The sequence below is a fragment of the Brevibacillus sp. MER 51 genome, from assembly GCF_023714195.1.
Taxonomy (GTDB): Bacteria; Bacillota; Bacilli; order Brevibacillales; family Brevibacillaceae; genus Brevibacillus.
In genome coordinates, this window is the sequence record NZ_JAMAUS010000001.1 from 164339 (window position 1) to 178032 (window position 13694).

Here is a 13694-nt window from a genome sequence, read left to right on the forward strand (position 1 = left end):
AGAGTCAGTCAATGCATGAGGCAGCAGAAGCATTTCTAAACGAAGTATGGACTTCCATCCAAGAAATTTACCAAAAAGAGAACCAGCGGATCAAAGAGATCAAAGACTGGAGTCTACTGCAGGCGGGGGTCAAAGACTACCTGAGAGTGGCGTGGAGAAAAGGAAAACTCAATTGGGCCAATGGCAAAATCCACGTGGATGTCCACGAACCTTTCAGTTGGAGTGACGACTCGTACAAATACGATGCTGGCTCTTATATTGAGGAGCTTACAGAGGAAATGCTCATGAATGAGTTTTTCCCCGCACTGTGTGATCGAATGGAATCCCTGTTCCATTCCACCAATTATGATTCTCACTTTTTTAATTACCGCTTCGAGCTTGTTTTCGAATTCGAGTGGAAACAATCGGTGCAAAGCCATGCTCGCCATTTCATAAACGAGCGAAAACGCGAGAGTCTCAAACAAGTACTGGATCAATTTATCGAAGCAAAAATTAAAGCGGAGCTTCCTGTACGTCCGAAAGAAAGAGACGATTTCTTCTTCGCTCATTGCCTCGTCAATCCCGATTTGATGGAACAAAAGCAGGAGCTTGTCGAACCACTCATCCAGCGTCTTAGGGAAAAGCTGCACTCCAACAAAGAACGCAGTGATTCGTGGACATACCACTATACTTTGGCTTTAAAAGGCTGGGCGGATGAGCGTTTTTTAGTCAAATTTTTTGATCGTACCGGGCATTATGGATTGGATTGGGTTTTGAAACCCGAGCAGGAGCGTCAGGAACCAAAAACAGGGGAGCTGGACTTTTTCCTGTACGTCGCTCTCGCAATAGGTAACAAGGAGCCGGATACCCGCAAGAAGTACCTGGACCTCGCTGTTCAGCTTGGCTCCAAGCGAGCTGTGGACTATGTAAAACGGGGCAGTGGTCGCTTTGAAAACGAGTATAAAAGCAGCCTGATTCAAACAATGGCCAATGATGTTTTACAAGCGATCGACATCCGTATCGTATCGGAGGAAGAAGCTGCCTACGGTGAAGCCATTGATTTTATCAACGGCCTTTTGCGTGAAGGCTTTCCCAAAGGGTACAAGCTCAAGCTGAAGAGCAGCGAAAAGAATTACTTCCCAGTAAAAAAGCTGGCGAAGTCAGGTCTCCATCAGTTTTTTGCCAATGCGTCCCGTTATCCTGCGTTATATCCGAAAATCGCAGAATATGCCGAGCTTGCGATGGAGGAGTTCGCGTGGTACGGGGATGTAGAGCCAAGCGAGAAATCCGTCATGCCTGGTACCTATGCGGTATTGGCTCTCGGCTTGTCTAGCAGCGATTATTTTCCACTCTTTCGTCGCTATATGGAGATGGTCGACACGGAGCATCAGTCTGCTCAGGACGATTTTGCTTTAGCTTTTATGGAGGCGCATGGTGTAACTGTAGAGAATATCCCCGTACTCGTCTCTCTGGTGCTTGGCAGTAGTGATTCGGCGAAGCCTTTGAAAAATGTCACCATCGATCGTGCAGAACTGGTGGATGCGCTTATAGAGGAGCTTGCAGCGCTGGAAGATTACAAGCGGGAAACCGTTATTTATCGCCTTTTCGGTGGGAATAAGAAGCTCGCACAGGCGGTAAAAAAGGAATCTTCCCCCATCAAGGACAAGCTCGGACAATTGCTAGCTTTGGTCGAATAGCTACATTGACAATATTTGGAAGTCCATGCTATATTGAAGTCAACTTCATGGAACGGAGGGTGAATCATTTGCGCAATTGTTTATTTATAGGAAAAGCCAATCCCATAATAAATAAACAAGAAGCCAAATTCACCCGCAAATGTATAGCTTGAATTCCTGTATGATTTATTTTTCATATAGCGATTTCTATTAGGAGAGCAAGATGCTTCTGTTTATTGGACAGGAGCATCTTTTTTTGTTGTAAAAAAAAGGGGGTGATACAGATGAACAAGGAGTAAATGACGAGAAACGTAAAAACGAAAAAAGCAGCTTATTAAAGTTGATATACGCGGAACAAATGATTGCCTAGTATTGCACATTTGCAGGTAACGTGCTGCGAAACGATTTTCTATGGGATTTCTTGCACAGGAACTATCGGACGAAGAAAAACAATGGACCATCGCCGAGTTTTTTGTCGAAAATCAATGGAGCAAAGAACTGGTGAGGGCGATGGATGACCTCGGTATTCATGCATTGGATTCAGATAAAAAGATGGGTGTTCTGTCAGGTGGTGAGCGTTTCAAATACCGCTTTTTAAGTCTGCTGGCACAGAATCCTGACGTTTTATTGCTGGACGAACCCACGAATGATTTGGATATTCAAACGATGGAATGGCTGGAAGAGTTTATTCAACAAACATCGCTTCCTGTCCTATATGTATCGCATGACGAAACGTTTATTGCGAATACAGCAAACGGTATCCTTCATTTGAAGCTGGAAATGGCACGACGTTTGGAATAAGGCAGAGCATCAACATCGGAACGTGTCCCGCTCAGATCCACGTCTGCAAAAGAAGATCAAGTCTTTGAAAAATCAAAGAGAGCGCATGGAGAAAGCATCGGAAACGTTTGTATAGGCTCCGAGTGTGGAAGAAAAAAGCGAATTCCAATTTGATTCTGCGGTACATGTGCCGGGCGTTAACGGCTTTCGACGGTGTGATTATCAGTATTTCGCATGATCGACGGTATTTGCATGAGGTCGCAACAACTGTTTATGAACTAACCTCCAACGGTCTTACGAAAATAAAATAAGGGATCGTGGCGGAATCCTTGCTACATGGTTGACATTGCTATTTGAATTCAATATACTGACTTTAATTTCATATGAAACATACGTTGAAAGAGCCCAGTAGCAGCTTATTCCCTGTCCTAGAAAGCCGGGGGTTGATGGAACCCGGTACACAATAAGCTAGCGAATTACACTCTGGAGTATCTCGGGTAATGCCGAGCGGAATCGCGAACGATAACTCGCTACGAGTGGCATGAATGGCCTGCGCAAGCGCTTGGGTCCATTGGTGCAAGATGGGTGGTAACACGGTTATTCAATCGTCCCTATGTCTACAATAGACAAGGGGCGATTTTTTGTTTTTTTACCATAGGAGATTGAAGGAGTGTATGGCAGTGAATATTATCGACGAACTCGAATGGCGCGAAGCCATTAATCAGCAAACAGATGCAGAAGGGCTGCGAGAATTAACGAATGAAAAAGCAGTCTCGTTATATTGTGGTGTCGATCCAACAGGTGACAGCATGCATATCGGTCACTTGATTCCTTTCATGGTACTGAAACGCTTTCAGCTCGCTGGTCATCGTCCGGTCATTTTGATCGGTGGTGCAACAGGTACGATTGGCGATCCGAGCGGCCGTCAATCCGAGCGCTCTTTGCAAACACTGGAACAGATTCAGGAGAACGTCGACAAACTCACCGCGCAGATGAAAAAGCTGTTCATTACAGATGGCGACAACCAAATTCGCTTGGTGAACAACTACGACTGGACGCACAAAATCAATGTCATTGAATTTCTGCGGGATTACGGGAAAAACTTCAGCATTAATACGATGCTTGCCAAGGATGTCGTATCGAGCAGACTGGAAAGCGGCATTTCGTTTACGGAGTTTTCCTATCAAATTCTGCAATCGCTGGATTACCTGCATCTGTACAAACATGAAGATGTTCAGCTGCAAATCGGCGGTTCCGACCAATGGGGCAACATCACGAGCGGTCTCGATCTGATCCGCAAAAAAGAAGGACCAGAAGCAAAAGCATTCGGTCTCACTATTCCTCTGATGCTGAAGGCAGATGGCACGAAATTCGGGAAGACAGCAGGAGGAGCCATCTGGCTTGATCCAAATAAAACAACTCCATTCGAATTCTACCAATTCTGGGCGAATACCGATGACCGCGATGTTGTGAAATACTTGAAATACTTTACGTTCCTCTCCAAGGAACAAATTGAAGAGCTGGCTGAAAAAGTACAGACCGAGCCACATAAACGCGAGGCGCAAAAAGCGCTGGCAGAGGAAATGACGAGATTTGTGCACGGCGAGGAATTGCTGGAGCAGGCGAAGCGCATTACAGCAGCTTTGTTTACTGGAGATATCAAATCGCTGTCGGCAGATGAGATCGAGCAAGGCTTCAAAGAAATGCCGACATTCGAATCTACCCTCGAAACGAAGAACATTGTCGACTGGCTCGTTGAGGTCGGCATCGAGCCATCCAAACGTCAAGCACGTGAGGATATTACAAAAGGCGCTATCTCCATGAATGGTGAACGTGTTACCGATCTGGAACTGGAAGTAACGCCAAGCCTTGCTATCGGCGGTCGCTTCATCATTATCCGCAAAGGTAAGAAAAACTACAGCTTGGTAAAATTGTCTCAATAGATAAAGGAATAAGAAGCTTCCCTAGACCCACTAGGGAAGCTTCTTTGTATTTATGGGATTTATTTCGGATGTGAAGTACTATCTACTTTGTTCGCAGCAATAACGGCAACTGCATTTGGCTCCAGATCGAAGCAAAAGATAAGATCGCCATCCGCTTTCTTTTGCGACGGCTTCATCCCGTTCACATAAACTTCCGAAGCTTTTGTCGCCATGGAAAGACCAGAAATCTTTTGCGTACCATCGTTGTGCAGAACGATAGAGCCGTTTGGTGCATATTCCAATCTGACTTGAGAGAGGGCGAGCCAATAATCCATGATTTCACGTACGGTTGTCAAATGCAATTTTCCTTGATCTCGCAGAACTTCCATTCGCTTTAGCAAGCGGTCAAAATCGGGATGGATGATCCAGTTTCCTTGGGCATCTCGAATGACAAATTTCCCGCCCTGCTTGTTGGATGGAAATCTTGCCAAGTAGGTATGGTTGATAAAAACTCCACGGTTTTGAATGAGCTGCTGGAGATTTTGCTCCCGATACAGATAAAGTGAATCTTCTGGAATGGTGGCAGCCGACCATGAATAAAACGGGCCTGTCACTGTCGGGTGCGACCAATAGAGCGGAGTGCGCAGGGAGTCGCCTCTTTGGGATTGGTACAGATCGAGACCATTATTCGGATTCGCGATATCTTCTGAGCTGTAGTGCCAAAAATACGATGTGCCGTATTTTTTCCACTGATGCGCCAAGTAATTCGCAGTCTGGTTGTCGAGCGCGTTAAACGCAAAGCTGGTCTTCAAATACCCATGGTCAATCCAGGTACGGCTCCGGAAGTGATCTTTCATTACCTGCAGTGCATCTTCCGTCGTCTTTTGATAGTGCCTGATTTCGTATGGATAGAGGGTATGTAGCCCAATTTCATCACCGTTCCGATTCAGATCATCCAGAAACTGCAAAAATTCAGGGCTTTGCGCAATGGCGACATTGACAGGCAATTTCGCTTGAAAATACGGATTCGAGTAAAATACGCTTTTTGTAACCGGAATCCGGTGTTTAACAAAACCGCCTGTCGCTTGTGCCGACGATGTAATCCTCCCGGAGCCGAAATAAACAGCTCGATTCGTTTGCAGCGTCTGCTCGTCAGCATGCTCTGTCCATACATGAGTCGCCAAAAAACCAGAAGGCTGACTCATAAAACGCGGCATGAGCTTTGGTTGATACCCAACTACCAGCGAGAAAGAATTCGTCCGTTCTTCGTTTGCGCGATATTCGGAAGCGTGGCGGACTTTTCCGACTTGATTCGTAGAGCCTTGCTGTACGTATCTGTGATCGTTCATGTGATCCAGATTCACGATGAGCTGTTTTTGCGTTGTATTCAATTCAAGTGAAGACACGTTGGGGGCATGGTACAAAAAAGCTGCTTGCTTTCCTTGACCAAATTTCGCGCCTTGGTGATCCAGCCAGTAAGAAGGTTGGAATTTCTGTGCGTCCACTTTCCGATTCTTGCGATATACCTCTGTCACATTTGGCTTGAATTGCAGGGCGAGGGCTTCACGAAAAACCTTTGCCTGTCGCTTATAGGTGGTTTTTACGGTGATATCGATGGCTGGGCTGTTTTTTTGCAATGCATATTGTATTGTAACCATTGCAATCGGAGTATGACCTGTGACAATGACTGTGTTACCAGTAGCGGTTTCCTGGTGTTCCACCTTTACGTCATCCCATTTACGAACCCAGTGGCTGCCCCGTTTGATAAATATGTTCCTGTCGATCACTTTCGTCGTAGGTGGAGAAAAATACAAATCATTTCCACGGACGGCAGTAACTTTCGCCTGATGGACAAGCGGAGCATTCATTCGGCCGCCAAACGATTCTGAGCGAATTTCGATGACCGCGCCTGGTTGAAATGGTGGGCTTTGATCCAACGTTAATTGATTGGAACCTTTCGGAAGGGAAGGAGTCATCGCATTATAAATGGTGCCATATTCAGCTTGGTACTGAATGGAAGAGAGGATTTCGTTTTTTGCCAAATCAGTAATGCGGACATTGCCTTTCTCATCCCAGCCAAATACATAATACAGATATTGAATGGACGATTCCTTCGCAAGCGTAGGGATTGGAAAAGAAAGTACGAAGAAAAGCAATAATAGGAAGTTTATAGCGAACAACCTTTTTTCCAGCATGATTTTCTCCTTTTGTATGATGATATAGGTTAGACGAATGTGTGAGGAAAAAGCCACAAGGTAACCCATCTTGATTTAGACCTTCTCAAACAGCAAGGAAAGATATATAATTATAATTAATTAAATTAATTAACTAATGATAAGGAGCGTAACATGTACCCGTTCTTTTCAAAAGTCGCATTCACACATCGTGTCTACAATAACCAATTGCAAGAGGAATTACTTCCATTCGGCATATCCGTCACGCAATGGGCGTTAATTCGTTATCTCAAAAATAACGGTTCTGCTACTTTTAGCGACGTTGCCGATTATTGGCAAGTAGAGAAGCCGGCGATTACACCTATTGCGCAAAAATTAGCTGCGCGTGAAATAATTTCGATTTTGTCAGGTGAAGACAAACGGCAAAAAATTATGTGCTTGTCTGAGAAAGGTGAAGCGCTATATAAAACGATCATGGAAGCGACTGATCCATTCTTGGAAGAAGTAATGGAGGGCATCACACAAGAAGAAAGAGACGCAGCAGCCACAGTATTAGAAAAGCTTATCATGAACCTAAAGAGAAGAGGGTAAGCAGTGAATAAGGAAAGGCTTTGGACAAAAGAGTTCGTCATTGTTTCTTTCATCAATTTTCTTTTGACACTTATGTATTTTTTACTAATGGTTACAATCGCTTCGTATGCCAAAACAGAATTTCACGCTTCAACCAGTTTAGCCGGATTAGTTTCCAGTATCTTTATCATTGGTGCTTTGATCGGCCGCTTACTCACGGGTAGAGCCATAAGTCATATTGGCACGAAAAAAACGCTTTGGATTGGGTTGGGATTTTTTGCTGTCACCTCGTTGCTTTACTTTTTTGCCGTCCATATCAGTTTTTTACTGGTAAATCGATTGCTGCAAGGAATCGCCGTTGGTATTGCCAGTACAGCTACAGGTACCATTATTGCCCAAATCTTGCCCGCATCTCGCAAGGGTGAGGGGATTGGCTATTACAGCTTAAGTGCGATTTTAGCCACTGCGATTGGTCCTTTTCTCGGCATGATCTTATTGCGGCTTGAAAATGGTTTCACCTGGATCTTCACGCTGAATGTCGTGTTTTCCCTGATTTGTTTGCTGTTTTATGCGATGGCAAAAATCAATGTTCCGCTTCCTTCCACAAGTGTAAAAGAGGAAGCAAAAGGTTCTCAGCTTTCGAAATTTATCGAGCCCAAAGCCTTACCGATTTCATTCGTCGCTTTATTAATCGGCTTCAGCTATTCGGGTGTCTTGTCATTTCTCTCGTTTTATGCGGAAGAAATTAATCTCACCTCAGCTTCGAGTTATTTCTTTTTGGTGTATGCCATTGTCATTATTCTCTCGCGACCATTCTCAGGGAAGCTAATGGACGCAAGAGGGGCGAACATCGTGACTTACCCCAGCCTGGTGATATTTGCTGCCGGGATGCTTATATTCAGTCAAGCTTCGACTTCCTGGATGCTGCTGTTATCCGCTGCATTGATTGGAGTAGGCTTCGGTAACTTTAACTCCATTGCCCAAACGGTAGCTGTGAAGGTGACAGCTCCGCATCGCTTTGGATTAGCTACCTCTACTTACTACATTATGTATGATCTGGGATTAGGAATCGGGCCCTATCTGCTCGGATTTATCGTACCACACACAGGATATCGCATGATCTTCAGCGGGATGGTTGCCTTTATCCTTTTCAGTATCCCGCTTTATCACTGGCTACACGGCAAACGGGATCGGGAATTGATACGTGCTACCTAACTCACCCAAGTAAAAAAAGGGGAGTTAATACCCCTATAGAAGATAGGCAGGCTGCCCTAAGTGGTAGCCTGTTATATTTTTTCAGTATGTTTTGATACGCATGATTGTGATAAGTTCGTGGGAAGTTTTAGTCAAAGTGGAAAAATAATTACGTACGGCTAAAAAACATAGTATACTTTTGGGTGGACATAGTAATGGAAAAGTTTATGAACAAACAGATCAACTTAGAACTCACAAAGATTAGGAGTCATCCGGAAAATGATGGAGAAAGTACACTGGCGAGATATAAAGAAATACATAATGATCGCGACTTACACCGTATTGCTGTTTGCTGTGGTATGGAATTTTCCTGAGGTAAAGTCATTTGTCTATGAAATATTTGACTTATTAGATCCTGTGATTTATGGGATTGCCATTGCTTACATCTTGAACATTTTAATGAGATTTTATGAAGAAAGACTTTTCTCCCCCCTTAACCGCGGCAACAATCGAATCTGGTTGAAAGTAAGACGTCCTTTTTCAATCCTGTTAACCCTTGCGACTGTCCTGGTATTTTTTACATTTCTCATGTGGTTTATTGTCCCTCAGCTTCTGACGAGTATTTCCATGCTTGCGGCAAGTATTCCGAATGACATGCAATCATTAAAGGCCTTCGTCGACGGTTTTGCAGAGAGGTTTAACTTGTCCGGCGATTTATGGAATCCACTCATGGAGAAGTGGAATGAAATTGTAAATAAGTTAGGCCATTTTTTCCTGACTTCCATCCCAGTATTACTGACGTACACGAAAATGTTTACCGTTAGTTTTATCGATGTCATCATGGGACTAATGTTGTCCGTCTATTTGCTCCTCCATAAGGAAAAGTTGACGCTCATTGCGAAAAAACTCGTCTATGCCTATTCCTCAAAAGCAAAGGCTGATCGGGCTGTAGAAATTGGACAAATCACCAATCGCGCATTTAGTGGCTTTATTTCAGGCCAGCTAACAGAGGCTCTCATTCTTGGCGGGCTTTGTTTTGTAGGGATGTGGGCATTTCACATGCCCTATGCATTACTTGTGAGTGTGATCATTGGTGTTACGAGCATCATTCCGATTTTCGGTGCTTATATCGGGACGATTCCGAGTGCCTTTATCATTCTAATGATCGATCCAGTCAAGGCTATTTGGTTCATTGTCTTTATTCTTGTCTTGCAGCAAATTGAAGGGAATTTTATCTATCCAAGAGTGGTAGGTAATTCAATCGGATTGGATGGCTTATGGGTGATAATAGCCTTATTGGTTGGGGGAGCATTGTTCGGGCTAATGGGAATGCTGCTTGGAATCCCTGCTTTTGCTGTCATATATACGCTCGTCAGAAGTACGACGAACAAGCGACTGAAGGACAAGAATATTTCCCTGAAAGAATAGTGTCCACCGTTTCGATTCCTCCATGAAATCGTAAATCAAAAGGCTCACACTTTCGAATGAACCCAGAAAGTGTGAGTCTTTTTTAGGGATGGGAGAATGGTTTGGGTAAAAAGTAACACAACTAACAAAAATTACCTATTTTTTAACTGATTTCCAAAACACTCTCTGTTATAATGAATAACAGTTTCTCAAACAGGTGCATAAGAATACGTTATTCTGCTGGATTGTAAGGAGGTGTGCAGGCCAGCACATTTGTTTCCAGGTAAGAGTAGCAGAGCACATGTTTTGACCAAAAAATGGAAGGTGACTTTTGTCCTGAAAACTGCATGGAGCAAACAGGGAATTATTCCCATTGTGAAAAAGTGTAAAATCGTGGAAAATTTGTAGGTGAAAATTGGTTCATGACCATAGTAATATGAAGATGGGTAATACTTACAAAAAAGATACAAAAACCCACATATTTTGTTACAATTGGCCATTATATTAAATGGTGTTGATGAGGGGGGGCTAACATGATCCATTCGTCACTGAGGCTCCATCTTCAGTTTTAGCAGACCATTTCCTTGTAGCTTCGTTTACTTGTTTGGCCATTTCATTAGTATTGTCGTACTTCATGATAGACAAAAGTTTGCCAATTATCGGAGGGGACATATGTTAGCAAATCAGGCCAATCTTATCGACTTGGAGTGGGAAAAAGAACAGGTAGCCTTGTTTAATAATACAAAGGCGGATTATCCCCAGGATAAGTCGATCCATCAGTTGTTCGAGGAGCAGGCAGAGGCTGTGCCGCACCGAGTTGCCATCGTTTATGAAAATGAGCGCTTAACTTACCAGGAGCTCAACAGGAAGGCCAATCAATTAGCAAGAGCACTGATCGAAAAAGGGATTACAACAGACAGCATTGTCGGTGTAATGATGGAAAAATCCATTGAAAATGTTACGGCTATTCTGGCCATCCTCAAGGCTGGCGGAGCGTATGTTCCCATCGATATCGAATATCCCCGTGATCGGATTCAATATATCCTACAAGACAGTCAAACCAAGATCGTCATCACCCAGAAAAGTGTCAGCCAACTTGTATACGACGTCGGATACCGTGGTCCTGTAGTGGTAATCGAGGAAGAACAGTTGGATTCTCGCTCAGATTCCAACCTTCACTTGCCAAGCAAACCTACTGACTTGGCGTATGTCATCTATACTTCAGGCACAACCGGCAAACCGAAAGGAACCATGCTGGAGCATAAAGGGATCGCGAATTTGCAATCATTCTTTCAAAATACGTTTGGTGTAACACCTGCAGACAGGATTGGGCAGTTTGCCAGCATGTCTTTTGACGCATCGGTATGGGAAATGTTCATGGCTTTATTAACCGGTGCCAGCCTCTATATCCTTTCCAAGCAGACGATTCATGATTTCATCAGTTTTGAAAACTATGTAAATGAAAATGAATTGACCATCATCACGTTGCCACCCACTTATTTGACTCACCTCACCCCAGAGCATATTACTACACTTCGCATCATGATTACGGCAGGTTCAGCTGCCAACTTCCCTTTGGTGAATAAATGGAAAAACAAAGTCAGGTACGTGAATGCATACGGACCTACAGAAACAAGCATTTGCGCGACAATATGGGAGGCGCCTTCCAATGTGCTTCTCAACCAGACGATCCCAATCGGTAAACCGATTCAAAATACATCCGCTTATATTGTCAATGAAGAGCTGCAACTTCAGCCAATTGGCAGTGAAGGTGAATTATGCATAGGTGGAGTAGGCTTAGCAAGAGGATATTGGAATCGTCCAGACTTGACCGCCGAAAAATTTGTGGATAACCCGTTTGTACCAGGAGAGAAGATGTACAGGACAGGAGACCTGGCCAAATGGTTGCCGACTGGAGAAATCGAATTTCTCGGCAGAATCGACCATCAGGTGAAAATCAGGGGTCATCGGATTGAGTTGGGAGAAATCGAGTCTGTCTTACTGAAACATGAACAAATAAAAGAGGCAGTGGTAATCGCTAGAGAAGACCAACACGCTCAACCCTATTTGTGCGCTTATTTTATTTCGCAACTGGAAGTAACTCCTGCGCAGATCAGAGAATATGCGGCTCAAAAGCTTCCTGCGTACATGCTTCCTTCTTATTTCGTGAAGCTGGATAAAATGCCGCTTACGCCGAATGACAAAATTGATCGAAAAGCATTGCCAGAACCCGATATGACTTCTGAGACAAATCCAGCATACGAACCTCCCAGAAATGAGACAGAAGCGATTCTCGCAACCGTATGGCAAGAGGTATTAGGAATCGAGAAAATTGGGATTCGCGACAATTTTTACTCACTCGGTGGGGATTCCATACAAGCGATCCAGGTCGCTGCTCGTTTACATGCCTATCAACGAAAACTAGACACGAAAGATTTGCTGAATTACCCGACAATTTCGCAGGTTGCTCTCTATGTCAAAAGTACGACCAGGAGAAGCGAGCAGGGAATCGTCGAAGGCCCTGTTAACTTAACACCAATTCAACAGTGGTTCTTTGAAAAGAACTTTACGAATATGTTCCATTGGAATCAATCCTATGTGCTGTATCGCGAACAGGGATTTGATCCTGAAGCCATCCGAAAGGCCTTGGATAAAATCCTTTCTCATCATGACGCGCTCCGTATGATCTATCGAAACGAGAATGGTAGAATCGTTCAACAGAATCGTGGATTGGTGAGTGAATTATACCAATTCCTTCAATATGATCTAACCTCGCATCCGGATGTCCAGCAAGCAATCGAAGAAGAGACGAGACAGTTGCATGGAGGCATGAATTTACAAGAGGGACAGTTGGTAAAGGCAGCTTTGTTTCATACGCTTCAAGGCGATCATTTGTTTTTGGCTATCCATCATTTAGTCATGGATGGAATCTCTTGGCGCATTCTGTTTGAGGATCTAGCAACTGCATACAGTCAGGCACTAACAGGAAAAGATATCGTTCTCCCAGAAAAAACAGATTCTTTTAAAAATTGGGCAGTGTGGCTGAACGAGTATGCGAATAGTGATGCATTGATGAGAGAAATCCCGTATTGGGAGAATCTTGAATCCGGAGCCAGGGATACTTCCCTTCCAAAAGACTATGAAACGGTCGGCTGCAAACAGAAGAGTATCCGAAACATACAGATCGGATTGTTAGCAGAGGAAACCGAGCAGTTGTTGAAGCAGGCAAATTCTGCTTATCAAACAGAAATCAATGATTTGTTACTGGCAGCGTTGGGGTTGGCTGTTGCAGAGTGGAGCAGGCTTGACCAAATCGTGATTAATCTGGAAGGGCACGGGCGCGAGGATGTGATCGAACATGCTAACGTGACAAGAACAATCGGATGGTTCACGTCCCAATATCCTGTTTTACTAGATTTGAGTCAAATGAATCACTTGCCTGACCATATCAAATGCACGAAAGAAAACCTGAGGAAGATCCCTAATAAAGGCATTGGCTATGAAATTATAAAATATATGACAAAACCTGAAAAACGAGGTTCCTTGTCCTTTTCCTTGCAACCTGAAGTGACGTTTAACTATTTGGGTCAGTTTGACTCAGGACTTAACAGTGAAATGTTTACCCGTTCTCCTTATAGTTCAGGCAACTCACTCGGTGCCGATGGGAAGAACAATCTGAGTCCAGATTCGGAGATTTATACCTCCTTGAATATTACAGGAAGAATGGAAGGTGGGGAGCTTCTCATCACGTTTACTTACAGTGAGGAGCAGTTTAGAGAAGAGTCCATCCTTCAATTGAGTGAGAGCTATCAAAAACATCTCCGGGCAATCATTACCCATTGCTTGCAGAAAAAAGAAGTCGAACGGACTCCCAGTGACTTTAGTCTAAAAGGACTTCAAATAGAAGAAATGGACGACATCTTCGAAGCACTTGCCAATACGCTTAACTAGAGAAACGCTTGCTAAAATTTCATGGGGAAAATCATGCTCTC

Annotated in this window: 8 protein-coding genes and 1 other annotated feature; of the genes, 7 read left to right on the forward strand and 1 reads right to left on the reverse strand. The window is 43.9% G+C overall.

Annotated elements, in window-relative coordinates:
• The first annotated feature begins 11 nt into the window (after positions 1-11).
• The 3 genes from M3630_RS00710 (at position 12) to tyrS (ending at position 4378) form a co-directional block, all read left to right on the forward strand.
• Positions 12-1676, forward strand: coding sequence for a DUF6138 family protein (locus tag M3630_RS00710; protein WP_251250861.1), 1665 nt, complete (start codon positions 12-14; stop codon positions 1674-1676).
• Positions 1677-2066: 390 nt separating this feature from the next.
• A complete protein-coding gene (locus tag M3630_RS00715) occupies positions 2067-2456 on the forward strand; it encodes an ATP-binding cassette domain-containing protein (RefSeq protein WP_251250862.1) in 390 nt (129 codons plus the stop codon).
• A 365-nt stretch (positions 2457-2821) separates the two neighbouring features.
• Positions 2822-3051, forward strand: a binding site (T-box leader).
• 58 nt (positions 3052-3109) lie between these two features.
• The gene (tyrS, locus tag M3630_RS00720; RefSeq protein WP_255688258.1) at positions 3110-4378 is read left to right on the forward strand and encodes a tyrosine--tRNA ligase; all 1269 of its coding nucleotides are present in this window, start codon (positions 3110-3112) and stop codon (positions 4376-4378) included.
• A 59-nt stretch (positions 4379-4437) separates the two neighbouring features.
• On the opposite strand, the gene M3630_RS00725 is transcribed toward tyrS, so the two are convergent.
• Positions 4438-6552, reverse strand: coding sequence for a hypothetical protein (locus tag M3630_RS00725; protein WP_251250863.1), 2115 nt, complete (start codon positions 6550-6552; stop codon positions 4438-4440).
• 153 nt (positions 6553-6705) lie between these two features.
• On the opposite strand from M3630_RS00725, the gene M3630_RS00730 reads away from it, so the two are divergent.
• From M3630_RS00730 to tycA, 4 genes are all read left to right on the forward strand, one after another.
• Positions 6706-7122, forward strand: coding sequence for a MarR family winged helix-turn-helix transcriptional regulator (locus M3630_RS00730; RefSeq protein ID WP_251250864.1), 417 nt, complete (start codon positions 6706-6708; stop codon positions 7120-7122).
• A gap of 3 nt (positions 7123-7125) precedes the next feature.
• On the forward strand, positions 7126-8316 hold the full coding sequence (locus M3630_RS00735; RefSeq protein WP_251250865.1) for an MFS transporter: 1191 nt from the start codon (positions 7126-7128) through the stop codon (positions 8314-8316).
• 258 nt (positions 8317-8574) lie between these two features.
• Positions 8575-9723 (forward strand): AI-2E family transporter, encoded by a 1149-nt coding sequence (locus M3630_RS00740; protein ID WP_251250866.1) that lies wholly within the window; start codon positions 8575-8577, stop codon positions 9721-9723.
• Positions 9724-10374: 651 nt separating this feature from the next.
• Positions 10375-13653, forward strand: coding sequence for a tyrocidine non-ribosomal peptide synthetase TycA (tycA, locus tag M3630_RS00745; RefSeq protein WP_251250867.1), 3279 nt, complete (start codon positions 10375-10377; stop codon positions 13651-13653).
• The last annotated feature ends 41 nt before the right edge of the window (positions 13654-13694 follow it).

Bases quoted from the DNA above. Each gene is read 5' to 3' on its own strand.
- M3630_RS00710 (WP_251250861.1), top strand. From the start codon at position 12: ATGCATGAGGCAGCAGAAGCATTTCTAAACGAAGTATGGACTTCCATC.
- M3630_RS00715 (WP_251250862.1), top strand. From the start codon at position 2,067: ATGGGATTTCTTGCACAGGAACTATCGGACGAAGAAAAACAATGGACC.
- tyrS (WP_255688258.1), top strand. From the start codon at position 3,110: ATGGCAGTGAATATTATCGACGAACTCGAATGGCGCGAAGCCATTAAT.
- M3630_RS00725 (WP_251250863.1), bottom strand. From the start codon at position 6,552: ATGCTGGAAAAAAGGTTGTTCGCTATAAACTTCCTATTATTGCTTTTC.
- M3630_RS00730 (WP_251250864.1), top strand. From the start codon at position 6,706: ATGTACCCGTTCTTTTCAAAAGTCGCATTCACACATCGTGTCTACAAT.
- M3630_RS00740 (WP_251250866.1), top strand. From the start codon at position 8,575: ATGATGGAGAAAGTACACTGGCGAGATATAAAGAAATACATAATGATC.
- tycA (WP_251250867.1), top strand. From the start codon at position 10,375: ATGTTAGCAAATCAGGCCAATCTTATCGACTTGGAGTGGGAAAAAGAA.